The 25,867-nt window shown below is 71.2% G+C and carries 23 protein-coding genes; 6 read left to right on the top strand and 17 right to left on the bottom strand.

What is annotated here, in order from left to right:
• Positions 1 to 126 precede the first annotated feature (126 nt).
• The 3 genes from AB3X52_RS11685 to AB3X52_RS11675 are packed head-to-tail and all read left to right on the top strand — an operon-like array spanning position 127 to position 2,244.
• Entirely contained in the window at positions 127 to 1,275 is a 1,149-nt protein-coding gene (locus AB3X52_RS11685; RefSeq protein ID WP_367994249.1) for a hypothetical protein, read from the top strand.
• Positions 1,256 to 1,705, top strand: coding sequence for a hypothetical protein (locus AB3X52_RS11680; RefSeq protein ID WP_367994248.1), 450 nt, complete (start codon positions 1,256 to 1,258; stop codon positions 1,703 to 1,705). The genes AB3X52_RS11685 and AB3X52_RS11680 overlap by 20 nt, the downstream gene beginning before the upstream one ends.
• Positions 1,702 to 2,244 carry a hypothetical protein gene (locus AB3X52_RS11675; protein ID WP_367994247.1) on the top strand — a complete coding sequence of 181 codons (543 nt, stop codon included), beginning with the start codon at positions 1,702 to 1,704 and terminating at the stop codon, positions 2,242 to 2,244. The genes AB3X52_RS11680 and AB3X52_RS11675 overlap by 4 nt, the downstream gene beginning before the upstream one ends.
• Positions 2,245 to 2,255: 11 nt before the next feature.
• Here the strand turns inward: AB3X52_RS11675 and AB3X52_RS11670 are convergent, their stop codons facing one another.
• From AB3X52_RS11670 to AB3X52_RS11630, 9 genes are all read right to left on the bottom strand, one after another.
• The gene (locus AB3X52_RS11670; RefSeq protein WP_367994246.1) at positions 2,256 to 3,938 is read right to left on the bottom strand and encodes an MDR family MFS transporter; all 1,683 of its coding nucleotides are present in this window, start codon (positions 3,936 to 3,938) and stop codon (positions 2,256 to 2,258) included.
• Positions 3,939 to 4,005: 67 nt separating this feature from the next.
• Complete coding sequence (gene rodA / locus AB3X52_RS11665; protein ID WP_367994245.1) at positions 4,006 to 5,178, bottom strand: rod shape-determining protein RodA; 1,173 nt, start codon at positions 5,176 to 5,178, stop codon at positions 4,006 to 4,008.
• Positions 5,178 to 7,307 (bottom strand): penicillin-binding protein 2, encoded by a 2,130-nt coding sequence (mrdA, locus tag AB3X52_RS11660; RefSeq protein WP_367994244.1) that lies wholly within the window; start codon positions 7,305 to 7,307, stop codon positions 5,178 to 5,180. Before mrdA ends, rodA begins: the two co-directional genes overlap by 1 nt.
• 7 nt (positions 7,308 to 7,314) lie before the next feature.
• Positions 7,315 to 7,842, bottom strand: a complete 528-nt coding sequence (gene mreD / locus AB3X52_RS11655) for a rod shape-determining protein MreD (protein ID WP_367994243.1) — start codon at positions 7,840 to 7,842, stop codon at positions 7,315 to 7,317.
• A gap of 5 nt (positions 7,843 to 7,847) precedes the next feature.
• Positions 7,848 to 8,837: a rod shape-determining protein MreC gene (gene mreC / locus AB3X52_RS11650; protein ID WP_367994242.1), complete on the bottom strand. Its 990-nt coding sequence runs from the start codon at positions 8,835 to 8,837 to the stop codon at positions 7,848 to 7,850.
• Complete coding sequence (locus AB3X52_RS11645) at positions 8,837 to 9,865, bottom strand: rod shape-determining protein (protein WP_367994241.1); 1,029 nt, start codon at positions 9,863 to 9,865, stop codon at positions 8,837 to 8,839. Before AB3X52_RS11645 ends, mreC begins: the two co-directional genes overlap by 1 nt.
• A 170-nt stretch (positions 9,866 to 10,035) precedes the next feature.
• Entirely contained in the window at positions 10,036 to 11,916 is a 1,881-nt protein-coding gene (locus AB3X52_RS11640; protein WP_367994240.1) for an alpha/beta hydrolase, read from the bottom strand.
• On the bottom strand, positions 11,913 to 12,218 hold the full coding sequence (locus tag AB3X52_RS11635) for a hypothetical protein (protein ID WP_367994239.1): 306 nt from the start codon (positions 12,216 to 12,218) through the stop codon (positions 11,913 to 11,915). Before AB3X52_RS11635 ends, AB3X52_RS11640 begins: the two co-directional genes overlap by 4 nt.
• On the bottom strand, positions 12,215 to 12,778 hold the full coding sequence (locus AB3X52_RS11630) for a hypothetical protein (RefSeq protein WP_367994238.1): 564 nt from the start codon (positions 12,776 to 12,778) through the stop codon (positions 12,215 to 12,217). The genes AB3X52_RS11635 and AB3X52_RS11630 overlap by 4 nt, the downstream gene beginning before the upstream one ends.
• Positions 12,779 to 12,959: 181 nt before the next feature.
• Here AB3X52_RS11630 and AB3X52_RS11625 point away from each other — a divergent pair, with 181 nt between their 5' ends.
• Positions 12,960 to 14,426 (top strand): NCS2 family permease, encoded by a 1,467-nt coding sequence (locus AB3X52_RS11625; protein WP_367994237.1) that lies wholly within the window; start codon positions 12,960 to 12,962, stop codon positions 14,424 to 14,426.
• 85 nt (positions 14,427 to 14,511) lie between these two features.
• On the opposite strand, the gene ndk is transcribed toward AB3X52_RS11625, so the two are convergent.
• A complete protein-coding gene (gene ndk, locus AB3X52_RS11620; RefSeq protein ID WP_367994236.1) occupies positions 14,512 to 14,919 on the bottom strand; it encodes a nucleoside-diphosphate kinase in 408 nt (135 codons plus the stop codon).
• A 65-nt stretch (positions 14,920 to 14,984) separates the two neighbouring features.
• Complete coding sequence (locus AB3X52_RS11615) at positions 14,985 to 15,689, bottom strand: pyridoxamine 5'-phosphate oxidase family protein (protein WP_367994235.1); 705 nt, start codon at positions 15,687 to 15,689, stop codon at positions 14,985 to 14,987.
• Positions 15,690 to 15,757: 68 nt separating this feature from the next.
• On the opposite strand from AB3X52_RS11615, the gene pdxR reads away from it, so the two are divergent.
• The gene (gene pdxR, locus AB3X52_RS11610) at positions 15,758 to 17,089 is read left to right on the top strand and encodes a MocR-like pyridoxine biosynthesis transcription factor PdxR (protein ID WP_367994234.1); all 1,332 of its coding nucleotides are present in this window, start codon (positions 15,758 to 15,760) and stop codon (positions 17,087 to 17,089) included.
• Between the two features lie 43 nt (positions 17,090 to 17,132).
• Here pdxR and AB3X52_RS11605 read toward each other — a convergent pair whose 3' ends face one another.
• Positions 17,133 to 17,513 (bottom strand): DUF4233 domain-containing protein, encoded by a 381-nt coding sequence (locus tag AB3X52_RS11605; RefSeq protein WP_367994233.1) that lies wholly within the window; start codon positions 17,511 to 17,513, stop codon positions 17,133 to 17,135.
• A gap of 1 nt (position 17,514) precedes the next feature.
• The gene (locus tag AB3X52_RS11600; protein WP_367994232.1) at positions 17,515 to 18,885 is read right to left on the bottom strand and encodes a bifunctional folylpolyglutamate synthase/dihydrofolate synthase; all 1,371 of its coding nucleotides are present in this window, start codon (positions 18,883 to 18,885) and stop codon (positions 17,515 to 17,517) included.
• A gap of 129 nt (positions 18,886 to 19,014) precedes the next feature.
• Between AB3X52_RS11600 and valS the strand changes: the two genes are divergently transcribed.
• Positions 19,015 to 21,648, top strand: a complete 2,634-nt coding sequence (valS, locus tag AB3X52_RS11595; RefSeq protein ID WP_367994231.1) for a valine--tRNA ligase — start codon at positions 19,015 to 19,017, stop codon at positions 21,646 to 21,648.
• 102 nt (positions 21,649 to 21,750) lie between these two features.
• Here valS and AB3X52_RS11590 read toward each other — a convergent pair whose 3' ends face one another.
• The 4 genes from AB3X52_RS11590 to AB3X52_RS11575 all read right to left on the bottom strand — a co-directional run bounded on the left by AB3X52_RS11590 (position 21,751) and on the right by AB3X52_RS11575 (position 25,786).
• On the bottom strand, positions 21,751 to 22,944 hold the full coding sequence (locus AB3X52_RS11590; RefSeq protein WP_367994230.1) for a hypothetical protein: 1,194 nt from the start codon (positions 22,942 to 22,944) through the stop codon (positions 21,751 to 21,753).
• 142 nt (positions 22,945 to 23,086) lie between these two features.
• Complete coding sequence (gene clpX / locus AB3X52_RS11585) at positions 23,087 to 24,370, bottom strand: ATP-dependent Clp protease ATP-binding subunit ClpX (protein ID WP_367994229.1); 1,284 nt, start codon at positions 24,368 to 24,370, stop codon at positions 23,087 to 23,089.
• Between the two features lie 130 nt (positions 24,371 to 24,500).
• Positions 24,501 to 25,106 (bottom strand): ATP-dependent Clp protease proteolytic subunit, encoded by a 606-nt coding sequence (locus tag AB3X52_RS11580; protein ID WP_367994228.1) that lies wholly within the window; start codon positions 25,104 to 25,106, stop codon positions 24,501 to 24,503.
• A 14-nt stretch (positions 25,107 to 25,120) separates the two neighbouring features.
• Entirely contained in the window at positions 25,121 to 25,786 is a 666-nt protein-coding gene (locus AB3X52_RS11575; RefSeq protein ID WP_437440550.1) for an ATP-dependent Clp protease proteolytic subunit, read from the bottom strand.
• Positions 25,787 to 25,867: the final 81 nt, after the last annotated feature.

The following is a 25,867-nucleotide window of genomic DNA, read 5'->3' as shown; positions in this document are numbered from 1 at the left end:
CGAAGCGCCGGTGACGAAGCGCCGGGCGCGGATCCGGCCCCGACCGCGGGTCCGATGTTTCGATCCGCCTCCACCGGGCATGTCCCCTCGTGACGCCACCCCGCCCGATCCTCGAGGAAGGACCCCATGGCCGACTTCGATGTCAAGCTCCACGGCCTGCGCCGCTATGGACACCACTACCAGTCCTTCGCCGACGACATCATCAGCGTGACGGTCTCGCGGACCAAGGTCGAGTGTCGCGCCAACGACTCGTTCAACGGGCTGCTCACCCTGGTCAAGCCGGTCGTCGACGAGCTGGCCGAGGACTTCGGGAACCACTACGAGAAGCTCCAGAAGGTGGTCCACGGCACCGGCGTCTCGCTCGTGTCGGTCGCAGACCACTACGCCAAGCAGGACGAGGCGGCGGCCGCCGCTGCCGACGCCGGTGCACCGCGGGTCGGGCACCAGCACGACACTCCGATCGGCAACGGCGGCGGCCCGTTCCAGGCCACCTATCCCATGGGGCAGTGCTACGGCGCCTCCCCCGACCCGTCGCAGGAGATCCGCGACGACATGGACGTCGATGTGAAGGCGATCGACTGGGTCTTCCACAAGTTCACCGGCCACCACATCACCGAGCCGATCGACGACGTGATCGGCAACTGGACGGCGCTGACCGCGTGCGCGAACACCTGGGGCGACATCCATGACGCCCTCGACCAGCACGGCGAGGACCTGCTGGCCAACCGCGCGGTCGTCGACGCCGTGTGGGACGGCAACGCCGCCATGAGCTTCAAGGAGTACGGCACCCGCCTCGGGAACGGCTTCAAGGGAGAGGCCGCCGCTCCCGCCGCGATCAAGCTGGCCATGAAGGAGGCGGCCGACGAGTGGGAGAAGCTCTACAAGCAGGCCGTCGACCTGCTGCAGAGCGTCATCCACGACGTCGAGGTCGGTGCCGGGTTCCTCGCGGCGGCCTGGTGGTGCGGAGCAGGTGAGGCCGTGGCGGCGAAGAAGTGCGAGGAGGCGCTCGTCGCGTTCTACCGCGCCTACAAGATCGCCAAGGCGATCCACCAGACCATCACCGGGCTGAACGTCGCCGTCAAGGGCCTGAAGAAGCTGGCGAAGCTCGACTACCTGATCCACCACATCCCGGGCACGATCGACCAGAAGATCCAGGAGATCAAGGACCAGATCGGGGACTATGGCGATCTGGCGACGGCCCTCCTGCACCTCGGCGACGCCGCCACCGAGCCCACGAAGAAGTACGGAGGCCCGAATGACCCAGGGATCAGCTGACCTCGGCCCCGAGGTCCGTGCGTTGCTCGGCCCGCTCGAGGACGCGATCGCCGCGGCCCGCCGAGTGCGCGCCGACAACGCGGACTTCCTCGACCGCACTCGCCATCGCGGGCTGCGCCCCGAGGAGCGCGACCTGATGGAGCGCGCCGCCGAGAGTCCGGGTGCTCCCGAGTCGCTCCGCCGACTCGCCCGTCGGGTCGCCGCCGGCGACCTGGACTGGGCAGACGTCTTCTCCGGTCGCGCCGGCGAGGACGGTACGGCGTTCCGCGAGGCCGCTCTTCACACGGCGCGCCAGCACTGGGCGACCGCCGAGGTGGCCCGAGTCGAGCCGCCGCGGGAGGCCCTCGACCTCGACGTCGACCCCGAGACCACCTCCGCCGCCATCGACGCCGATCTCGGCAACGCGCTGTTGCGGGGGCTCCAGCGATGAACGGCGCGGACGTCCTGCGCAGCGTCGAGGAGATGCGGCCCCGGGTCGAGCCCTTCCTGGAGACCGGCGAGCAGTTCCAGGTCTGGGTGGGCGGGTCCTGGGGGCGTCCGCGAGCGGTGCGGATGGCGATCGATCACTTCTGGCCGTTCCTGTCGGAGCAGGCGACGGTGGTCCTCGTCGCGACCGATCGCCGCTGGCTCGTGCTGCGGAGCAAACGGGAGCAGTACGCCGGCCGGCTGACCGAGGTCGCGTCGTTCCCGCGCGACATCCGAGTGCACTCGTCGTGGACGGCTCAGTTCACCGGCTTCGGCGACGTTCCCCTCTCGATCGACCCGGTCTACGAACTCTGGGCCGTGGCGGCGAACGACGCCCTGGACGCCGCGGAAGAAGGACGGCCGTGGTCGCTCGAGGCCGCGGCCCCCGCCCTGACCGATGCCGAGGACGATCCCGTCATCCGCCGCCTCGAGCCCATGGTCATGCCCGTCCTGGAGAAGGTGGGCAGGCTGATCCCGCCGCGCCCGCGGTTCCTTCGCCGCTGAGCGCCCCGGCGCTACGGCCGCACGTTCTCCGGCGCGTTCTCACCCGACGTGGCGGCTCGCGCGGCGGCGGCCGAGGTCTGGCGCAGCTCGACCTCCGGCATCGTCAGGAGCACCAGGAAGGCCAGGACTCCGAGCCCGCCGGCGGTCCAGAAGATCGGGGTCATCGACTCCGCATAACCGACCTTGAGCGGGTGGGCCAGTGCCGGGGCCAGCCGGTTGATGACCGAGGAGTCCTGGGTGACGCCCGCGATCACGCTCTGGTCGCCGGACGCCAGCCGGTGGTCGGGTGAGCTCGCCGGCTCCTGCAGGGCCTGCTGGGCGGCCTGCTGGAAGGCCGGAGTCTGCTTCGCCTCGTCGAACGCCCCAGCGATGTTGCCGGGCGCGGTGCTGAACAGCACCGAGAGGAAGACCGCGACGCCGATCGTGCCGCCGATCTGCCGGAAGAAGGTCGCGCTCGAGGTGGCGACGCCGATCGAGGTCGGGGGCACCGACGACTGCACCGTGAGGATCAGCGGCTGCATGCAGTTCCCGACGCCGTACCCGGTGATGAACATGAAGATCATGACGATCCACAGGTGGGTGTCGGCCGTGATCTGGGCCAACAGCACCATGCCGACCGCCATCAGGGCGGAGCCGAAGATCGGGAAGATCCGGGTCTTGCCGGTGCGGCTGATGATCTTGCCGGAGCTCAGCGAGGCGGTCATCAGCCCGGCGACCATGGGCAGCATCATGAAGCCGGACTCGGTCGGCGAGGCGCCGTGGACGATCTGCATGTAGAGCGGCAGCACCATCATCCCGCCGAAGAGACCCATCCCGACGATGACGCTCGCCACCAGGGTGACGGCCGCCGGCCTGATCCGGAAGATCCGCAGCGGGATGAGCGCCGCGTCCTTCATGAAGGTCTCGGCGGCGACGAAGAGGACGAGCCCCAGCGCACCGATCACGAAGAGCACCACCGAGCGCGTGGAGCCCCAGCCCCAGCTGCGGCCCTGCTCCGCCACGGTGAGCAGCGGGACCAGGCAGATGACGAGCGCGACCGCGCCCATCCAGTCGATCCGCGCCTGCCGCTTGACGTGGTGCACGTGGAGGGTGCGGAAGACGACGATGAGCGCGAGGATCCCGATCGGGACGTTGACCAGGAAGACCCAGCGCCAGCCGGCGATGCCGAGGATCGAGCCGGTGCCGGCGAAGAACCCGCCGATGACCGGCCCGAGCACGCTGGAGGAGCCGAAGGTCGCCATGAAGTAGCCGGTGTACTTCGCCCGCTCCCGCGGCGAGACGATGTCGCCGACGATCGCCAGCACCAGCGTGAAGAGACCACCGGCCCCGAGGCCCTGGAAGGCACGGTAGGCCGCGAGCTCGTACATCGAGTGCGCCAGCGTGCACAGCATGGAGCCCACGATGAAGATGCTGATCGCGAACATGAACAGTTTCTTGCGGCCCCACAGGTCGCCGAGCTTGCCGTAGATCGGCGTCATGATCGTCGAGGTGATGAGGTATGCCGTCGTCACCCACGCCTGGGCGTCCAGACCGTGCAGGTCGTCGGCGATCGTGCGGATCGCGGTCGAGACGATCGTCTGGTCGAGCGCGCCGAGGAACATCCCCAGCAGGAGGCCCGTCAGGATCGTCAGGATCTGCTTGTGGGTGTATTCACCGGGTGCGGCGTGGCCCCCCGCAGGCGCGCTCGTGCTCATCGGCGTCGAATCTAGTTCAGGTTCGTGAGGCTGGCTAACGACCTATGACAGTTGTCATGGCGGCCGGTCAGCGCAACGCGAGCTCCCGCGCCGCGGCCCGTCGTACGGCGGTGGGCGCGGTCGCCCGGGCGTGGATGTTCTGCAGCAGCCCGACGGCGAGCAGCGAGGCGAACATCGAGCTGCCGCCGTACGACACGAACGGGAGCGGCACGCCGGTGACCGGCATGATGCCGAGGCACATGCCGATGTTCTGGAAGGCCTGGAAGCCGAACCAGCAGGCGATCCCGGCGGCGGCGACACGGCCGAAGAGGTCGTCGGTGCGCGCGGCGATGCGGAGCGCCCGCCACAGGACGACGCCGAGGAGAGCGATCAGGACGGCGGAGCCGACCAGGCCGAGCTCCTCCCCCGCGACCGTGAAGATGAAGTCGGTGTGCTGCTCGGGCACGAAGCCGGCGCGGGTCTGCGAGCCGTGGAAGAGCCCCTGCCCGAAGAGCCCGCCGTCGCCGATCGCGATGCGCGCCTGCTGGACGTTGTAGCCGGCGCCGCGCGGGTCGAGCCCGGGATCGGTGAAGGCCAGGAACCGGTGGATCTGGTACTCCTTCAAGAACCCGCCGGCGACGACGGCCACCGCCGCCGCGACGCCGCCCGCACCGAGCGCGGCGAGCCACCGCCGAGGGGTGCCGGCCGCGGCGAGCACCCCGAAGACCGTCGCCGTGAGCACGAGCATGGTGCCGAGGTCGGGCTGCAGGATGATGAGCGCCGCCGGCACGCCGGCGACGAGGAGCATCGCGACCACGTCACCGGTCCCGACCCGGGACCGCCAGCGCCCCTCGGTGCGTTCGGCGAGCACGAGGGCCATCCCGATGACGACGGCGAGCTTGGCGAACTCCGAGGGCTGGATCGACATCCCGCCGAGGTCGAGCCAGGACCGGGAGCCGTTGATCGTCGCGCCGGCGACGAGGACGAGCACGAGGCCCACCAACGAGAGCAGGTAGACGACGGGCGCGACGATCCGCACCCAGCGGTGGTCCGTCGCCAGCACCAGCGCGAGCAGGCCCAGACCGATGACGACGTTGGCGAGGTGACGACGCAGGTACGCCGTGGGGTCTCCCCCGGTGAGGCTGTCGCGGTGGGCAGTGGCGGACCAGACGAGCAGCGAGCCGAGCACCAGCAGCGCGATCACCGCCCCCATCAGGACCCAGTCCAGCCGCGCCGCCCGGCGGGTGAGCAGCGACCTCATCAGTGCTCCTTCCGGGCCCGCTGGCCGTTGGTGGTCGAGGAGTCCGGCGGCAGGATCGAGCCGTCCTTCCCGAAGACCGGGAGCGCCTTCGGCGGCGTGGTGCCGGGGATGGCCGCCTTCGCGGGGTCGACCGTCATCCCGTCGATGCCGTACAGCGCCTCCCAGATCTTGCGGACCGCCGGGCCCGAGGTGCCGGAGCCCGTGCCGGCCTGCGTCACCATCATGACGACGACGTAGTTCTTGTCATAGGTCGCGACCCAGCTCGTCGACTGCTTGCCCTCGACCTCGGCCGACCCGGTCTTGCCGCGCAGGTGGATCTGGTCGAGCGGGAAGCCGCCGAACTTCCACGCCAGGGTGCCGTTCCAGGCGCCGTCGGGCTTGAGCGTGCCGAGCAGCGCGGTGTTGACGTAGTCGATCGCCTTCTTGCTGACCTTCGCGTGGCCGACGACCTTGGGCGTGATCCGCTTGAGGACGGTGCCGTCCGAGCTGACGATCGCCTTCCCGACGGTCGGCGCATAGACGGTGCCGCCGTTGGACATGGCGGCGTACGCCCGCGCCAGCTGGATCGGCGTCACCATGGTGTCGCCCTGGCCGATGGTGAAGTTCGCGGCGTCGCCCTGGCGGAAGTAGTTGCCCTCGAGGCAGAACTCGTGGGCGAAGAGCTTGAGGAAGGACGTCGGCGCGGTGCCCTTCTCATCCATCCGGCAGTAGTAGCTCTTCATCGCGGTGTAGTAGTCGGCCCGCCAGGCGCGGTCGCCGACGCGGCCGCCCGCCTCGCCGGGGATGTCGATCCCGGTCGGCTCGCCGAAGCCGAAGGTGTGCGCCGCGGCGGCGAGCGGGTCCTTCGCCTTCGCGTCGGCCGGGTCGCTGCCGTACTTGTTCCAGAAGTGCAGGCCGACCTGGTAGAAGAACGTGTCACAGGAGACGTTGAGCGCCTCGGCGAAGGAGATCGAGCCGTAGGACTCCGACTCGTAGTTCTTGAACCAGCGGTTGCCGATCTGCAGCCCCGAGCCGCAGTCGAAACGGGAGTCCGCGCTCAGGTCGTCGCTCAGCGCGCCGGCTGTCATGAACGGCTTCCAGGTCGAGCCCGGCGCGAACTGGCCCTGGGTCACCCGGCTGACCAGCGGGTAGCCCGCCTTCTTGGAGTAGAGCCGGTCGAGCTGCTTCTGGGTGATCCCACCGACCCACTCCGAGGGGTCGTACGTCGGCTGGCTGGCCATCGCGACGACGCGGCCGGTCTTCGCCTCCATGACGACGACGGCGCCGGAGTCGGCGACGTAGTTCTTGTGGGTGACCGGGTCGTAGGTCTTGCGCGCGGTCTCGATCGTCTGGTGCAGCTGGCGTTCGACGACGCCCTGGAGCTTGGCGTCGATGCTGGTGACGAGCGTGTCGCCCGGCTGGGCCGCGACGGACTCGCCCTCACCGATCTGGCGTCCCTGGGAGTCGACCGTGACCGAGGTGTAGCCCGGCATGCCGCGCAGCCACTCGTCGTACTCCTTCTCGACACCGGCCCGCCCGACGACGGAGGTGTTGTTGAGCGACTCGTCGCCGGCCTTCTTGGCCGCGGAGTACTCATCGGAGGTGATCGGCGAGAGGTAGCCCAGCACGTCGGCGGCGTCGATGCCGTAGGGGTGCGGGTAGGCGCGCACCGTCTCCTTCTGCGCCAGCACACCCGGGTAGTCCTCGGGCTGCTCGAGGATCGCGAGCGCGACCTTCTGCTTGACGTCGGCGGCGATCGGGACAGGCTGGTATTGCGAGCCGTTCCAGTCGGCGAGCGTCTTCTCGATCTTCCTGACCTTGACGTGGACCACCCCGGAGACGCGCTTGAGGAGCGTCCGGCGGTCCGCGGCGTCCAGCTTGTCGAGCACGGTGTGGTCGATGCTGACCACCCAGGAGGTGCGGTTCGTGACCAGCGGGACGCCCTGGTCGTCGACGATGAGCCCACGCACCGGCTGCTGCACGACCTCGCGGACCGATTGCGAGGCCGCCTGCGCGCGGTAGCTCGGACCGTGGGCGACCTGGACGTAGTAGAGCCGCGCCGCCAGCGTGGCGAACAGTGAGAAGACCAGCGCCTGGATGACGATCAGGCGCAGCCGGCTTGTGCGCGCGGTGGACGCGGGGGTGCTCATCGGGTCCTCACGCGCGGGCTCGCTCCGGCTCGACGCGGCGCAGCAGCGCCATCGTCCAGGGCAGCACCAGCGGCGTCAGGAGCACGTCCCAGACGAGGCTGATCCCGACCACCTCCAGCATCGAGCCCGTGCCTGCGTCGCCCTCGTGGAGCAGCAGCCCGGTCAGCGCGAACACGCTCGTCCCGACGAACGAGCAGCCCGCGACGGTCGCCACCACCGTCAGCGCCGGCGGTCGACCGTGGGCACTGCCGTTCTCGGGGCGCACCAGGCCGGCGACGTACCCCACCAGCAGGAGGGCGACCGCCCACCGTCCGGCGGTGTGGTCGGCCGGCGGGACGACGTCGAGGAGGACGCCGGCGCAGAACCCGAGCACCATGCCGAACTGCCCGCCGCGCACCAGTGCCCCGGCCACGACGACGAGGAGCACCAGGTCGGGCACGACGCCGTCCCAGGCGAAGAAGCGGAACACGCTGACCTGCAGCAGGAGCGCGACGACGACAAGGAGGCCGACCACGGCCCCGCGGATCCCGTTCATCTCCCTCACCCCAGCTTCCCGTCGCTGCCGATGACGGCGCGGTCGCCCTTGGTCCCGGCCGGGACCACCACACCGACGACATCCAGCGCGCCGAAGTCGACGTAGGGCTGGACCCGGACCGTCCGTGACGAGTCGCGAACGCTGGCGAAGACGCCGGTCACGCGGCCGATCGGCACACCGGCGACGTACGGCGCGGCCTGTCCGTCCCCCCAGGTCACGACCGTCTCGCCCTTGACCGGCGCGACCGACTGGTCGACGAGCTCGAGGTCGAGGCCACCCGACTTCGAGACCTCGCCCGAGCCGTGGGCGAAACCGACCTGCATCGAGTCCCCGACCCGGCCACCCACGACCGACGAGGCGTCGACGATGAGCAGGACGGTCGCGGTCGTGCGCGTCGCCCGCAGGACCCGACCGACCAGGCCGTCGGCGGCGATCACCGTCATGTCGGCGGTCACGCCGCTGTCGGTCCCGGCGTCGATCGTCACCGTGTGGGAGAACGACTGCGCCTCGCCGTACGCCACCACGCGGGCGGGCACCAGGCTGTAGCCGAGGGTCTCCGCGGAGCGGGTCAGGCCGTCGTACTCCTCGAGGCGGTTGCGGCCGAAGTCGGTGGTGCGCAGCTGGCGTCGCAGGTCGGCGTTCTCCGCCTTGAGGTCCGTGATGTCGCCGCGCAGCTTGTCACGGCTGTCGAACCAGCCCGGGATGTCGGTGAGCGGGTGGGCGACCGTGCTGGCCGCCGACTCGGCCGGGCCGAAGACGTCGCCGGCGACCGAGCGCACCGGCTCGAGGACCGGGGTCTGGTCGAGGGTCATCAGCGTCGCGCCGGCGAGCAGCAGCGCGACCAGGGTGGCGCGCTTCGGGGAGCGCGGGTCCTTGGGCTCGAGGCTGCCGCGCCGGTTCAGGCCCTCCGCGCCGAGCGGGTGGTCACGGCGGGGCGCGAGGGAGCCGAGCGACTTGCCGAGCGATCGCAGCGGGGGCGGGGTCAGGAGCGCCATCACCACCGCCTCGTCTCGGAGACCAGGACCTTCTGCAGCGCGTCGAACTCCTCGACGCACCGGCCGGCGCCCAGCGCGACCGAGGTCAAGGGCGACTCGGCGACGTGGACCGGCATGCCGGTCTCGTGGCGGAGCCGCTCGTCGAGCCCGCGCAGCAGCGCTCCACCGCCGGAGAGGACGATGCCGCGGTCCATGATGTCGCCGGCCAGCTCCGGCGGCGTCTGGTCGAGGGTCGCGCGGACGGCGTCGATGATGTCGTGCAGCGGCTCCTCGATCGCGTGGCGGATGTCCGCGCTCGTCACGCTCACCGTGCGCGGCAGTCCGCTGACCATGTCGCGCCCACGGATCTCCGCCTCGGGCTCGGTCGGCAGTGGGAAGGCCGAGCCGAGGGTCATCTTGACCTCCTCGGCCGTGCGCTCGCCGAGGAGCAGCGCGTGCTCCTTCTTCATCCAGGTGACGATCGCGTTGTCGAGGTCGTCCCCGGCGGTCTGCACCGACAGGCTCGTCACGATGCCGCCGAGGCTGATGACCGCGACCTCCGTCGTCCCTCCCCCGACGTCCACCACCATGTTGCCCGTCGCCAGGTGAACGGGCAGGCCGGCGCCGATCGCGGCGGCCATCGGCTCCTCGACGATGTAGACGTTGCGGGCGCCCGCCTGGTAGCCCGCCTCCTTCACCGCCCGGGTCTCGACCGCCGTGATGCCGCTCGGCACGCAGATGACCATCCGCGGCTTGGCGAAGTAGCGGCGCCGGTGCACCTGGTGGATGAAATAGCGGAGCATCTGCTCGGTGGCCTCGAAGTCGGCGATGACGCCGTCCCGCAGTGGCCGGATCGCCACGATGTCGTCGGGCGTACGCCCCAGCATGCGCTTGGCCTCGTGGCCGACGGCGAGGACCTCGCCGGTCTTCTGGTGGAGCGCGACGACGCTGGGCTCGTCGACGAGGACACCCCGGCCGCGGACGTAGACGAGAGTGTTGGCGGTGCCGAGATCCACGGCCATGTCACGGCCGATGAAACTGTTCGCCATGGGTCGACTGCCTCACTGGGCGCGGGACTCGGGGAAGGAAGGGACGCACCCGTCGATGAGGCTAAGAGGCGTACGCCGTGTTTCTGGTGAGGCACGCCGTGTCTTGTGGGACAGATGTGACTGTCGGCGCGGACTCTGATAACGACCGGACACGGCGTCAGCTCCGGCGCCTAGGCGCCGTGCGTCCGGGGCGAGGTCGCCGCCCTGCCCGCCTCCGGGTCCTCGAGCGGCCCACCGAGGTCCGCTCCTCCCTGGGCCAGGTCCTGACCGGCCGCCGCGAGGTCGCCGAGTTGGTCCCAGGGATGGGTGAGACCGTGCAGGAGGTGGCCGCCCGCGCCGGCGGCGTGCTCGGCGGCGTCCCAGGCATCGCCGACATCGGGGCCCGGGTCGTGCACGCCCGGCGCGGTGGTGACGCGGCCGTAGTCGCCGGTCGCGACGTGGCTGATGTTGGCCAGCGACTCGGTGTCGGGGTCGAAGTACTTCCCGTGGTCGTCGAAGAGGCCGCCGTGCGTGATGCTCTCCGCCTGGAAGCGGATCGCGCCGAAGCCGTCCTCGACCGGGTTGCGGCCGAGTCCGCCGCCACCGACCGTGCCGAGGCCGACGGCGCCCGTGTCCCCCAGCCGGGTGATCGGGTCGCGGGAGTCTGCGCCGGCCCAGACGTGGCCGGCCGGCACGTCGAGATCGGCCGCCGTGCGGGTGTCGCCACCCACCCCCGGACTGCCGACGAAGACCGCGTCGTCGACCCCCGTGTGGTGGTCGTGGAGCGCATGCCCGACGGTGGTCGAGCCATAGCTGTGCCCGACGACGGTCAGGTGGGCGGGGTGGTCACGCATCGCGTCGAGCCCGTCGAGCGTGTCGGCGAGTCGGTCCCCGCCGGCGGCGGCCATCCGCTCCGTCACGACGCCGGCCGCGTCCAGGCCGCCGTCCCACGGCAGGTTGTCGGGGGCGTCGTACCCGATCCAGAACATCGCGGCCTGGCCGGTCGGGCTCTCGAACTGCATCGCCTGGTGGAGCGCGATCGCCCGGGTGGCCTGGAAGGGCGCGCTGTCCATGTCGGTGCCGAAGCCCGGCACCGTCACGGCGACGTTGTCGGCGGTGTCGAGGTCGCCGACGGACATCGCGATCGCCCCGTCGCCGCCGAACGCGGCCGGGTCGTAGAGGTAGATCTGCGGGGACACCCGGTCCCCCGTGCGGACGTCGACGGCCTGGTCCTCGATCGCCTGACGGGCCTCGTCCGCCGCGACCGCGTGGTCGTAGCGCGCCTGCTCCTCGGGAGTCCGTAGCTCCGGCGGGACCGCCCCCACGGTCGCGAGGTCCCGGTCGAGGGCGACGGCGTTGGCCGCGTTGCGCGCCCACGCGGGAAGGCCGTCGCGGTTGCCGACCAGCTCCGGGTGGGCGGCGATCAGCGCCTGCTGCTCGGCGAGGGTGAGCCCGGCCCACCAGGCGCGCATCCGCGCCGGCGAGGCGCCGGCGCCAGGGACCGTGTGGGCGACCGCGTCGGCCGGATCGGGCAGGTCGGCGTAGGTCCTCTGCACGTCGGAGGCGGTGAGCGTCCGGGATAGGGCGCGGACGATGGCCTGCTCCGCGGCGGCGAGGTCGGAGATCCACGTCCGCCGGTCGGCCTCGTAGGCCGCCAGCATCTGGTCGAGCGCTGCGGGTCCGACGATGCCGAAGAGCCCCCAGACGACACCCGCCTCCCCCGCCACGGCCACCTGCGCGACGAGCCGGTCGAGCTCGCGCTCACGCCGGCTGAGGTCGACGTGCCGACCATGGAGGTCGGCCAGCTCCTCAGCATGGGCGACGACCTTGTTGCCGACGTCGCGGCTGGCCAGCGAGAGGGCGTCGGCCCGACGACCGAGCCCGGCGACGCCGGTGGCGTACGCCGTCCCCCCGTCGCCCGTCCAGCTCGGGCAACGCGCGCCGCCGCTCGCGAAGCTGCCGCAGTCGTCGAGCACGGCCGAGAGGGCCAGGATCTCGGTGCCGTAGTCGGTGACGGCCGCTGGGTCCGCCGTCCACGCCGGCATCGGGGTGGGCCGGTGCAGGAGCGTCATCGGGTCTCCTCCAGCTCGGCTTCGAGCAGCTGGGCGACCGCCACCGACATGTCGTCGGCCTCGATGATGCGGACGGCGGCGGCGCGCATGCTGTCGGCGCGGGCCTCGGCGTCCACCGCGAGCTCGCGGGCGAGGGCGGCCCACGCCGCCCGGAACCGCTCGGCCGGCCCACGGGTCGGCGCGGTGAAGCCGGCACAGGAGGTGTCGCGCAGGCGTCGCGAGCCTCCGAGGAGGCAGAGGTGCTGGTCGTCCCAGCCGTCGGCGGCCGAGGCGACCTCCGCGGGATCGAGGCGGAGGGTCATGACCGGTCGCCTCCCCGCAGCAACTCACGGCGGCGCACCGGGTCGACCGCCACCCGAGGACCCGCCAACGTCACCGTCACGACACCCGTCGCAGCGCCGGTCGCGCGCAGCTCGACGCCGCCGCGCCGTGCGGTCACCAGGACGTGAGCCCCTCGGCGGTGGTCGACCCGCCAGTCGTCGTACCGCAGGCGCGCGGCGAGCTCGCTGAGCCAGCGCTCCGGTTCGCCGACCCGGCCGACCGTCACCCGGGTGCGGCGTACGACGCCGGACGCGACCGGCGTCCAGGCGGCCCGCTCACGGACGACCGCCAGCGCGGACATCGACGCCGCGAGCACGGTCGCGGCGGGCTCGAGCGCGGCCGCAGCCTCATCCTCCCCGCAGGTCGGCCGCGGCGGATCCTCGGGCGGGAGCAGGACAAGCTCGACGTCCGGGCGGCGCGCGTGCACGGCCCGCCACCAGGCGGCGGACGCGGCGGAGAGACCCGCGGCGCGGGCGAGGTGACGGCCCCGGTGGGCGTCGCGGCGGGTGGGAGCGGAAGCGTCGGAAGGCATGTTCATCATGCCCGAAGGCTGCCCCGGCATGACGGCCGGAAACGGGCGTCCTTCCTGCCTGTGGACAACCGACACGGGGCCCCGATATGCAGCCGGGGACGAGCCTGCGGTCGATCCCACCGACCGGCTCGGGTTGCGCCCGCCGTGAGATTTCACGGAGCACCACCCTCATCTGCGAAAATGGCGATCCGTGACCACCACCTCGACAGCGCGGGCACCCCGCGGCGGCATCGACGGCTTCTTCAAGATCAGCGAGCGCGGCTCGACCATCGGACGTGAGGTCCGAGGCGGCGTCGTCACGTTCTTCACGATGGCCTACATCGTGGTCCTCAACCCGCTGATCCTCGGCTTCGCGACCGACGCGGACGGCAAGACACTCGGCGGCGCGAGCCCGCACAACCTCGCCGCGATCGCGGCGGGCACCGCGCTGGTGGCGGGCGTGATGACCATCCTCATGGGCGTGGTCGCGAACTTCCCGCTCGCGCTGGCGGCCGGCTTGGGCCTCAACGCGTTCGTCGCGGTCTCGATCGCCGGGCAGATGACCTGGGCGGACGCGATGGGCCTGATCGTCATCGAGGGCGTGGTGATCCTCGTGCTGGTGCTGACCGGGTTCCGGGAGGCGGTCTTCCACGCCGTCCCGCGCGAGCTGAAGGTGGCCATCTCCGTCGGCATCGGACTCTTCATCGCCGTGATCGGCTTCGTCGACGCCGGCTTCGTACGCCGAGTGCCGGACGCCTCCAACACCACCACCCCCGTCCAGCTCGGCCCCGCCGGCCAGCTCGCGGGCTGGCCGGTCCTGGTCTTCCTCGTCGGCCTCGCCCTGGTCATCACCCTCTGGGTCCGCAAGGTCCGCGGCGCGATCCTCATCGCGATCATCGCGACCACGCTGCTCGCGATCGTCGTCGAGGCGATCGGTCACCTTGGCGCCAGCGGCGCGAAGAACCCGACCGGCTGGTCCCTCAACGTCCCCGCGTGGCCGGACAAGGTCGTCGACTGGCCGTCGTTCGGCACCCTCGGCCACTTCAACCTGCTCGGCTCGTTCCAGAACGTCGGCGTGGTCACGACGATCCTGCTGATCTTCACCCTGATGCTCGCGGACTTCTTCGACACGATGGGCACGATGACCGCGATCGGCGCCGAGGCCGGCCTCCTCCAGAAGGACGGCACCCCGGTCAACAGCCGCAGCATCCTCGTCATCGACTCGCTGGCCGCAGCCGCCGGTGGCGTCGGCGGCGTCTCCTCCAACACGACCTACGTCGAGTCGGCGTCCGGCGTCGGCGAGGGCGCCCGCACCGGCCTCTCGGCGGTCGTCACGGGCGTGCTGTTCCTGCTCGCGACGTTCCTCGCCCCGATCGTGGACATCATCCCCTCGGAGGCGGCCGTCCCGGCGCTCGTGCTCGTCGGCTTCCTGATGATGCAGCAGGTCAAGGACATCGACTGGGCCGATCTCGAGGTCGCGATCCCGGCGTTCCTCACCATCGCGCTGATGCCGTTCACCTACTCGATCTCGGTCGGCATCGGCGCCGGCTTCCTCGCCTACACGCTGATCAAGATCGTCCGCGGCAAGGCGCGCACCGTCCACCCGCTGATGTGGGTCGTGGCGGCGCTCTTCATCGTCTACTTCGCGATCCACCCGATCTCGAGCTGGCTGAGCTGAGCGGCTGACCGCGCCCACGACGTACGAAGGCCCCGGACGGATGTCCGGGGCCTTCGCATCTGTGGCGGGCACAGCCCGCCGGACCTCAGAGCTCGGGGAACCAGAGCGCGATCTCGCGCGCGGCCGACTCGGGCGAGTCCGAGCCGTGGACGAGGTTCTCGCGGTTGGAGAGCGAGAGGTCGCCGCGGATCGTGCCGGGTGCGGCCTTGCGGCCGTCGGTCGCGCCGTTGAGCGCCCGGACGACCTCGATCGATTCGTCTCCCTCGAGGACCAGCGCCACGAGCGGGCCACTGGTGATGAACGTGCGCAGCGGAGGGTAGAAGTCGCGCTCGACGTGCTCGGCGTAGTGCTGGTCGGCCATCGCACCGTCGATCGTGCGCTGCTCCAGCGCAACGAGCGTGAGCCCCTTCGCCTCGTAGCGGGAGAGGACCTCCCCCACGAGACCCCGGCGTACGGCGTCGGGCTTGATGATCACGAAGGTGCGCTGCGTCATGGGCGGAACATTAACGGCCCGGTGAGTTCCCGATCACGCCGGGCCCGACGGCCGACGCCCGCGGCTCAGACGCCGGTGGCCGCGAGTGCCGCCACCCTGTCACGGACGTCCGCCGGGACCCCGCCGCGGGCGTCGGCGTCCGCGACCGGGGCGCCGGCGACCCGGCGCAGCGGGATGTGGCCGGCCCAGGCCCCGGCGGCGATGTCGTCGGGGTCGTCCACCGGCCCGCCGGCCCGCTCCTTCATCGAGGCCTCGGCGAGCGGAACCGCCAGGACCGCGGTCGCGGCGAGCTCCTTGCGCGTGCTCGGCCGCAGCGTCGCCCAGCGGCCAGGGATCATGTGGTCGACGACGGCCGCGAGCGCGTGGAGCCGCTCGTCATGGTCGTCGACCCGTCGGGGGCGCCCGATCACGACGGCGCTGCGGTAGTTCATCGAGTGGTGGAAGGCGCTGCGCGCGGCCACCAGCCCGTCGAGCTCGGTGATCGTCACGCACACGTCACGGTCGAGCGCGCGGCCCAGCCAGCCGGCGGCCACGGAGCCGTGCAGGTAGAGCGACCCGCCCGCGTCGGGGCCGTCGAGGTCGACGCCGTACGCCGTCGGCAGCACGACCGGGTGGTTCGCCTCGCCCTCGCCGACGATGACGCCGAGGTGCGCGAGCATCGCGTCCTCGAGGAACGCGTGCAGGCGCGTCCGGTCGGCGACGACGCGGTTGCGGCCACGGTTCACCGTGGTGCGGGACGTGGGCGAGAGCGGGGCGAGGTCCGTGTCCATGGGACTATCGTGGACGACAAGTGGCCTGTCGACACGGGCCAATTCTCGCTCATTCCGACAGGACACTCATGCTGCCTGTGCATCTCGATCGGACGAACGCGGACCCGCTGCCGGCTCAGCTCGCCGCCCAGGTGCGCGCGCTCGTGCTGGCGGGCACACTCGCGCGTGGCGACCGGCTCCCCTCCAGCCGTGCCCTGGCCGCCGACCTCGGCGTCTCGCGCGCCGTGACGGAGCAGGCCTACGACCAGCTGCTCGCCGAGGGGTGGCTGGTCGCCCGACGCGGCGCCGGGACCTTCGTCGCAGCCCCGTCCGCCGCCGCCGCTCCCGCCACCCGGCCCCGCCGTCGGTCGACGACGCCCGGCCGGATCCGGCTCGACACCGGCACGCCGTGGGTCGACCCGCGGCAGGACGCCGGCTGGCGCCGCGCCTGGCGCGAGGTCTCGGCGGCGACACCGCCGCGGGGGTACGACGACCCGCGCGGGCTCCTCGAGCTCCGGATCGCCCTGGCGGACCGACTGGCCCGCACGCGGGGCCTCGACGTCGACCCCGAGGAGATCGTGGTGACCGCCGGCACGACCGACGCCCTGCGCCAGCTCCTGCCCGAGCTGCCGCCGGGGCCCGTCGCGATCGAGGACCCGGGCTACCGCGCTGCGGTCGAGACGGTCCTCACCGTCGGACGCGAGGTCGTGGACCTGCCCGCCGTGATGCCGGTGGAGGACCTGGACGCCCACGTCGCCGGCGTCGTCGCGGTCTATGTCACGCCCGCCCACCAGCACCCGCTGGGTCGGGTCATGCCGGCCGCCGACCGTCTCGCGCTGCTCACGGCCGCCCGGAGGTCCGACACGGTGGTGGTCGAGGACGACTACGACTCCGAGTTCCGCTACGACGTCGCCCCGGTGCCGGCACTGGCGACGCTCGACCGCGACACCGTCGCCTACGTCGGGACGGCCGCCAAGTCGGTCGTCCCGACGCTGCGGCTCGGCTGGCTGGTCGCTCCGCCACGGCTGCACGACGCGGTCGTCGCCCGCCGGACCGTCACCCACAGCGGTGCGGCCTGGCCCTCCCAGCGGGCGCTGCTGACGCTGCTGCGCGACGGGTGGGTCGACAAGGTCGTGCGCGTCGCCCGGCGGGTCTACGCGGAGCGTGCGCCACGCGTGGCCGCCGCACTGGCGCCGTACGCCACGCTCGCGGGGCCACTGGCCGGGATGTACTCCACGTGGCTGCTCCCCGAGGCCGACGCCGTCCGGGCCCGCGACGCCGCCCGGGCCGCCGGCTTCGAGATCAACCTGCTCAGCTCCTACGCCCGCAGCAGCGGGCTCACCGGGCTCGTCGTCGGCTTCGGCGGCGTGACCGACGACGAGCTCGACCGCGCGCTGGCCGCTCTCACCAGCGCCTTGTGACATCCACCGTGCGCCGGGGCGCACGCTGAGTGTCACCTCGCGGTCAGGGCTGCTGGGAGAGCCGGTCGTACGCCGCGAACGCAGCCGCGCGCTCCCGCTCGATCTTGCGGCCGAGGCCGTCGGCCATCCCCCAGAGCAGCGCGAAGATGCCGCCGAGGACGAACATGAGCGGGATGACGAACCCCAGCACGATCGCCGCGAGCTGGACCAGCCAGCCGAGGTAGTAGGCCCACGGCTTGCGCAGCATCCCCGACAGCGCGAAGCAGACCACGCACAGGCCGAGACCGATCCACAGGGCGGTCGAGGTCGCGACGTCCGCGATCGAGATCATCACCGGTGTCGTCAACCCGAGGACGATCGCCTCGAGCCCGAGGACCGCGGCGCACATGCCCCGCCGCGGCGACCTCTCCCGCTCCGACGCCACCTCAGCGCTCCTTCCGGCGCAGCAGCCTGCGGGCCTCGCCGACCGTGACGACCGAGCCGGTGACCAGCACCGCTCCCCCGCTGATCGAGCCGCCCAGGTCGCCGGACTCGGCGAGCGCGGCGGCCGCGTCGACGGCGTCGGCGAGACGCGGCACGACGGTGACGCGGTCCTCACCGTAGATCTCGACCGCGAGCCGGCCGAGGTCGGCGGCGGACATCGCCCGGTCGGTGGAGTTCTGCGTGACGATGAGGTGCTCGAGGTGGGGCTCGAAGGCCGCCAGAACGCCGTCGACGTCCTTGTCCTCCATCACCCCGATGACGCCGACCACCGAGGAGAACGCGAAGGAGTCCTCCAGGGCCGCCGCCGTCGCCTCCGCGCCGTGCGGGTTGTGGGCGGCGTCGAGGAGGATCGTGGGCGAGCTGCGAATGATCTCGAGCCGGCCGGGCGAGGTGACCTGCGCGAACGCGTCGCGGACGAGCTCGTCGTCGAGCGGCCGGTCGCCGAGGAGCGACTCCACGGCGACCAGCGCGACGGCGGCGTTCTGCGCCTGGTGAGCGCCGTAGAGCGGGAGGAAGACCTCGTCGTACGTCGCCCGCAGGCCGCGCAGGGTGACGACCTGCCCGCCGACGGCCGGCGTACGGCTGACCACGGCGAAGTCATCGCCCTCGCGGACGATCCTGGCGCCGACCTCGGCCGCGCGCTCGACGAGCACCACGTCGACCTCGGGCAGCTGCTCCGCGACGACCGCGACGGCGCCCGGCTTGATGATGCCGGCCTTCTCCCGGGCGATGGCGGCGGGCGTCGCGCCGAGGTACTTCGCGTGGTCCACGCCGATCGGCGTGACGACCGCGACGTCGCCGTCCGCGACGTTGGTGGCGTCCCAGGCGCCACCCATGCCGACCTCGATGACAGCCACGTCCACGGGCGCCTCGGCGAACTTCGCGTAGGCCATGCCGACGACGGTCTCGAAGAACGAGAGCGGGAACGGCTGGTCCTCGTCGACGAGGTGGGTGTAGGGCGCGACGTCGTTGAACGCAGCGACGAACTCCTCGTCGGTCAGCGGCTCGCCGTCGACCGAGATGCGCTCGTTGATCTTCTCCACATGGGGGCTGGTGAAGCGGCCGGTGCGGAGCTCGAGCGCACGCAGCAGCGTGTCGATCATCCGCGACGTGGAGGTCTTGCCGTTCGTCCCCGTCAGGTGGACGACGCGGTAGGCCCGCTGCGGGTCACCCAACAGCTCGGTGAAGGCCCGGATCCGGTCGAGCGAGGGCTCGAGCCTGGTCTCGGGCCAGCGGGAGAGGAGGGCGTCCTCCACCTCGTCGATCGTCGCGGCCAGGCGAGGGGTGGGGTTCGGCGCAGGAGTCTCGGTCATCGCAGGGTCGAGTCTAGGCGGGCGGCCCTCCCCGCTCCCCATCGCTGCCGCCTGCCAGCACACGCCACGTGGAGTCCGCGGGATCAACCGGTTTCGCGCGCGTGAACGCTCGCCCCTAGGATTTCTCCTATGACCGAGACCCAGCCCACCCCCGCCCCGGAGACGACGCCAGCCCCGCAGCGCTCCGTCGTCGTACCGGAGAAGCCGGCGCTCGAGGGGCTCGAGTCGACCTGGGCGGAGCGGTGGAAGGCGGACGACACCTACGCCTTCGACCGTACCCAGCCGCGCGAGAACGTCTACGCGATCGACACCCCGCCCCCGACCGTCTCGGGGAGCCTCCACGTCGGCCACGTCTTCTCCTACACCCACACCGACCTGATCGCCCGCTTCTGGCGGATGCGCGGCAAGTCCGTCTTCTACCCCATGGGCTGGGACGACAACGGGCTCCCGACGGAGCGCCGCGTCCAGAACTACTTCGGCGTCCGCTGCGACCCCAGCCTGCCCTACGACCCGGACTTCACTCCCCCGGCCAAGCCCGACCCCAAGAAGCAGATCCCGATCAGCCGGCCGAACTTCGTCGCCCTGTGCGAGCAGCTCGTCGAGCAGGACGAGCAGGTCTTCGAGCAGCTCTGGCGTCGCCTGGGCCTCTCCGTCGACTGGAAGCAGCACTACACGACCATCGGGCCCAAGGCCCAGGCCGTCGGCCAGCGCGCCTTCCTGCGCAACCTCGCCCGCGGCGAGGCCTACCTGCAGGAGGCGCCCACGCTCTGGGACGTCACCTTCCAGACCGCGGTCGCGCAGGCCGAGCTCGAGGCGCGGGAGTATCCCGGCGCCTACCACCGGGTCGCCTACCACCGGCCCGACGGCCAGAAGGTCTACGTCGAGACCACCCGCCCGGAGCTGATCGCCAGCGCGGTCGCCCTCATCGCCCATCCCGACGACGAGCGCTACCAGCCGCTGTTCGGCACCACGGTCACGAGCCCGGTCTTCGGGGTCGAGATCCCCGTCCTGGCCCACCCGGCCGCCGAGATGGACAAGGGTGCCGGGATCGCGATGTGCTGCACCTTCGGCGACCTCACCGACGTCACCTGGTGGCGCGAGCTCCAGCTGCCTGTCCGCACGCTCATCGGCCGCGACGGGCGGTTCAGCCGCGAGACGCCGGAGTGGCTCTCGGGCGAGGCAGCGGCCGCGGCGTACGAGGATCTGAAGGGGAAGACCGCCCACTCGGCCCGTGAGGCCATGGTCGCCATGCTGCGCTCCCACGGCGATCTTGATGGCGAGCCGAAGCCCACCCAGCGGATGGCCAACTTCTACGAGAAGGGCGACAAGCCGCTCGAGATCGTCGCCACCCGGCAGTGGTACGTCACCAACGGTGGCCGCGATGCCGGCCTCCGCGACGAGCTCATCGCCGCGGGCGACAGCATCACCTGGGTCCCCGGCCACATGAAGCACCGCTACGACAACTGGGTCGGTGGGCTCAACGGTGACTGGCTGATCTCGCGCCAGCGGTTCTTCGGGATCCCGTTCCCGGTCTGGTACCGCCTCGACGCGCAGGGCGAGCCCGACTACGCCGAGCCGCTGCTCCCGACCGAGGCCCAGCTGCCGATCGACCCGTCGACCGACGCCCCGGAGGGCTTCACCGAGGACCAGCGCGGCAAGCCGGGCGGCTTCATCGGCGACCCCGACGTGATGGACACGTGGGCGACCTCGTCGCTCACGCCCCACATCGCCGGCGGCTGGAGCACGGACGACGACCTCTTCGCCCGGGTCTTCCCGATGGACCTGTGCACCAACGCCCACGACATCATCCGCACCTGGCTCTTCTCCCGGGTGGTCCGGGCGAAGCTCGAGAACGGCACCGTGCCGTGGCACCACGCCATGATCTCCGGCTTCATCCTCGACCCGGACCGCAAGAAGATGTCGAAGTCGAAGGGCAACGTCGTCGTCCCGACCGAGATCCTCGACAAGTTCGGCGCCGACGCGGTCCGCTGGCGCGCCGCCATGGCCCGGCCCGGGCTGGACTCGCCGTTCGACGAGACCCAGATGAAGGTCGGCCGTCGCCTGGCGATGAAGGTCCTCAACGCGTCGAAGTTCGTCCTCGGCAACGTCGGCGCCACTCAGCTCAACGCCTTCGAGGTCGCCCAGCCGGTCGACTGCGCCCTCCTGGCCCGTCTCAAGGACGTCATCACCAAGGCCACCGAGGCGTTCGAGGCTTACGACTACACGACCGCGCTGGAGACGACGGAGAAGTTCTTCTGGGAGTTCTGCGACGACTACCTCGAGCTGGTCAAGGAGCGCGCCTACATGCCGCCCGCCGAGGACGGCACGGTCGACTCCTCGAGCGCCTCGGCGAAGGCCACCCTGGCCATCGCGCTCCACACCCAGCTCCGGCTCCTCGCGCCGTTCCTTCCCTACGTCACCGAGGAGGTCTGGTCGTGGTGGCAGGAGGGCTCGATCCACCACGCCGCGTGGCCGTGCGAGCTCGACCTCGGCTCGGCCGCCGCTGCGGACCCGACGGCGCTCGACGCCGTCGCCGCGGCGCTCTCAGGGATCCGGGGCGCGAAGTCCAACGCCAAGGTGAAGATGCGCGCTCCGCTCGCGCGCGCTGAGCTCATCGGCCCGGAGAAGCTCGTCCGTGACGCCGAGTCGGCCGCCGAGGACCTGCGGCGCACCGGCAACATCGTCGGCGACCTAGTCTTCACCGTCGACGCCGACGCGACCGAACTTCGCGTCGACGCGGAGCTTGCGGCCGTCGAGGAGTGATGCCGAGCCGGCCCGGCCGGTCATGACGAGAGGCTCCGACCGATCGGTCGGAGCCTCTCGTCGTCTCGCGCTGCGTCGTGTCGGGCTGTCCGCGGAGTGCCCTCAGCGACGGTGGCCGTGCCCGCGCGAGCCGTGATGGCCGGAGCCGTGCTGACCGGAGCCGTGCTGGCGCGAGCCGCGTGACGATTGGTGCTTCGCCTTCGTCTGACCGACGTGCGTGGCGGACGACGACGGACGGTGTGCGGCGGCGTACGTGCCGCCGGAGCCGTGGCGGACCGAGCCCCAGCCGGCGTACGTCACATGCTTCGTCGCCAAGGCGGCGTGACGCGTGGTGTGGGACGGACGCCGCGGGGCGTGCGCCCGGGTGTGGTGGCTCTGCTTCGCCGAGGTGGTGTGCCGCGCCGTGCGGTGGACGGCCGGGGACGTACGTCGCACCGCGACCCCGTGGGAGGCCTTCGCGCCCGGCGCCGCCGGACCGTACCAGTGCGGGGCCTGCCACGGCGCTGACTGACGCGTCGCCACGGACGCGGACCGCGGAGCGACCGTGCCTGTGGGTGTCGTGGTGGACATCGTCGTGACCGTCGCGGACAAGGTCGTCGCCGCATAGGTGGTGACGGCGGAGTAGGTCGTCGCGGCGTACGTCACCGCGGAGTAGGTCACGGGCGCATACGTCGACACGGCCTGCGCCACCGCGGAGTGCGTCGTCCGGCTCTCGCGGCCCTGAGTGCTTCCCTGGGGGCCGAGGACGCCCGCATCCTCGTGGCCGTTCGCGTTGCCCTGTGCGCTGCCCTGTGCGTTGCCCGACGTCGTTCCCCAGCCGGAGTACGACGGCAATGAGACGCCCGAGGTCGGCGACGAGGTGGCGCCCGACGAGGAGTGCGATGTCGAGGAGTGCGATGTCGAGGGGCTCGTGGTCCCGGTCGAGCCACCGCCGTGCGTCGCAGCACCGGGCTGGCCGTGCGTGGGACCCGCGGTCGCGTGGTGAGCGACCTGGCCACCGCGTGCTCCCGCCGCCGGGCCGGCAGCGGCACGACCGGGCCGGGAGGGTGAGGCAGCCGTTGCGCCGGACGGCGACGAGGAGGCCGGCACCGCGCGGCTCGGCGCGGCCGACGGAACCGCCGGGGCGCCGGCCCGCACGACGCCGTCGAGGTGGCTGCCCGGGACGACGGAGGCGATCGAGCCGAGCACGCCGCGGAACGGGAGTCCCTGCTGGCCGGCGATCTGGACGATGACGAAGAGGCCGAGGGCCACGACGGCGACGTACGCCGCCAACGGCGCCTTCTGCACAGGCCTCACTCGCTTCGCCCCCTGCCCGGGATCAGGTTGATCGGAATGACCCCAGTCTCGCTGACGGGGACCGACCCCGGCGAGGCCGCTAGAGGAAAATGGCCCGAAGTGACTATGCGCCCCGGCGCGGCCACACCCGGGGCGGGACCTCTCAGGCCGACTTCTTCTTCTTGGCCTCGGACTCGCGCGGCACGAGGGTCGGCGCGTCCGTGCCTTCGACGACCTCGCGGGAGACGACCACCTTGGCGACGTCGCCGCGGGACGGCACGTCGTACATCACATGGAGGAGGACCTCCTCGATGATGGCGCGCAGGCCTCGCGCGCCCGTCCCGCGCTCGAGCGCCTTGTCGGCGATGGCCTCGACCGCGTCGTCGGTGAACTCGAGCTCGACGCTGTCGAGCTCGAAGAGCTTCTGGTACTGCTTGATGAGCGCGTTGCGGGGCTCGGTGAGGATCTGCACCAGCGCCGCCTGGTCGAGCTTGCTGACGCTGGCGATCAGCGGCAGGCGACCGATGAACTCGGGGATCAGGCCGAACTTGGTGAGGTCCTCGGGCCGGACCAGCTTCAGGAGGTCCTCGGCCTCCTTCTCGGCCGCGCCGTGGACCTCGGCGGTGAAGCCGAGCGTCTTCTTGCCGACGCGCTGCTCGATGATGTGCTCCAAGCCTGCGAATGCGCCACCCACGATGAACAGGATGTTCGTCGTGTCGATCTGGATGAACTCCTGGTGGGGGTGCTTGCGGCCGCCCTGCGGCGGGACCGACGCGGTCGTCCCCTCGATGATCTTCAGCAGCGCCTGCTGGACGCCCTCGCCGGAGACGTCGCGGGTGATCGACGGGTTCTCCGCCTTGCGGGCGACCTTGTCGATCTCGTCGATGTAGATGATCCCCGTCTCGGCCTTCTTGACGTCGTAGTCGGCCGCCTGGATCAGCTTGAGGAGGATGTTCTCGACGTCCTCGCCGACGTAGCCGGCCTCGGTCAGCGCCGTCGCATCGGCGATCGCGAACGGGACGTTGAGCATGCGGGCGAGGGTCTGTGCGAGGTAGGTCTTGCCGCACCCGGTCGGCCCGATGACCAGGATGTTGGACTTGGCGACCTCGACGCTCTCCTCCTTGCTGTGCTTGCCGCTGAGCGGCTGGAGACCGGCCTGGACCCGCTTGTAGTGGTTGTAGACCGCGACCGCGAGCGACTTCTTCGCCTGCTCCTGGCCGACGACGTAGGAGTTGAGGAACTCGAAGATCTCCTTCGGCTTGGGCAGCTCGTCGAGGCTGACCTCGGTGCCCTCGCTCAGCTCCTCCTCGATGATCTCGTTGCAGAGATCGATGCACTCGTCACAGATGTAGACGCCCGGCCCGGCGATGAGCTTCTTGACCTGCTTCTGACTCTTCCCGCAGAAGGAACACTTCAGCAGGTCGCCACCGTCACCGATGCGTGCCATGGGCGGTCATCCTCCAACTAGATGTCGATCGTGCTGCGCCCCGTCGGGGCAGGGTCCGGGGCCAGCAGCCCCCCGACCGTACCCCGTGCCGGCCCCCGGTGGTGGGAACGGCACGGGCCGGTCGAACGGCTCAGACCAGCGCGGGGGTCTTGAGCGAGGCGAGGACGGAGTCGATCAGGCCGTACTCGACGGCCTGCTCAGCGGTGAGGATCTTGTCGCGCTCGATGTCGCGGCTGACCTCCTCCATGCTCTTCCCGCTGTGGTCGGCGATCATCTTCTCCAGCAACTCGCGCATGCGAAGGATCTCGTTGGCCTGGATCTCGATGTCGGAGGTCTGGCCGAACGTGCCCTCGGTGTAGGGCTGGTGGATCAGGATCCGACTGTTGGGCAGCGCCATCCGCTTCCCGGCCGCACCGGCGGTGAGGAGCACCGCAGCGGCCGAGGCGGCCTGCCCGATGCAGACGGTCTGCACGTCCGGCTTGATGAACTGGATCGTGTCGTAGATCGCCGTCAGCGCCGTGAAGGAGCCGCCCGGACTGTTGATGTAGATGCTGATGTCCTGGTCCGGGTTCATCGACTGCAGGCAGAGCAGCTGCGCGATGACCGCGTTGGCGACGTCGTCGCTGATCGGGGTGCCGAGGTAGATGATCCGGTCCTCGAAGAGCTTCGCGTAAGGGTCGATCCGACGGACGCCGTACGACGTCCGCTCCTCCCACTGCGGGATGTAGTAGTTCATTCCCGGTAAACCTCTCAGTCCTTCTGGTGAGCCGGACGACCGGCGTCGGCGGCCTCACGGGCGCTCTTGATGACCTTGTCGACCAGGCCGTACTCCAGGGCCTCGTCGGCGGTGAACCAGCGGTCGCGGTCGGCATCCGCCGTGACCTGCTCGACCGTCTGGCCGGTGTGCTCCGAGATGAGCTCGAGCAGCACCTTCTTGATGTGGAGCGACTGCTGGGCCTGGATCTTGATGTCGGAGGCCGAGCCGCCCATGCCCGAGGACGGCTGGTGCATCATGATCCGCGCGTGGGGCAGCGCATAGCGCTTGCCCTGGGCGCCGGCGCACAGCAGGAACTGCCCCATCGAGGCGGCCAGGCCCATGCCCACGGTCGCGACGTCGTTGGGGATGTAGTTCATCGTGTCGTAGATCGCCATCCCCGCGTCCACCGAGCCACCCGGGCTGTTGATGTGGAGGAAGATGTCCGCCTCCGGGTCCTCGGCCGACAGCAGCAGCAGCTGCGCGCAGATCGCGTTGGCGTTCTGATCGCGGACCTCCGAGCCGAGGAAGACGATGCGCTCCCGCAGCAGCCGGTTGTAGATGTTGTCGTCGAGCAGGTTGAGGCCGGCGCCACCGCCCAGGGACGGAGCGTGCTCCGGACCGGACGCGGTGCCGTGAGGGGCGCTGGAGTTCAGGTTCACGTCGCCGACCTTAGCCGTCAGGCCGGACAGTTCCACGACCTGTCCCGCCCTGTTCGCCGACAGCGGATTTCGCGGTGCCAC

It is taken from the genome of Nocardioides eburneus, from assembly GCF_040838215.1.
GTDB lineage: Bacteria > Actinomycetota > Actinomycetes > Propionibacteriales > Nocardioidaceae > Nocardioides > Nocardioides eburneus.
Note: the sequence above shows the minus strand (reverse complement) of the source record. Positions and strands in the feature narration are given on the sequence as shown.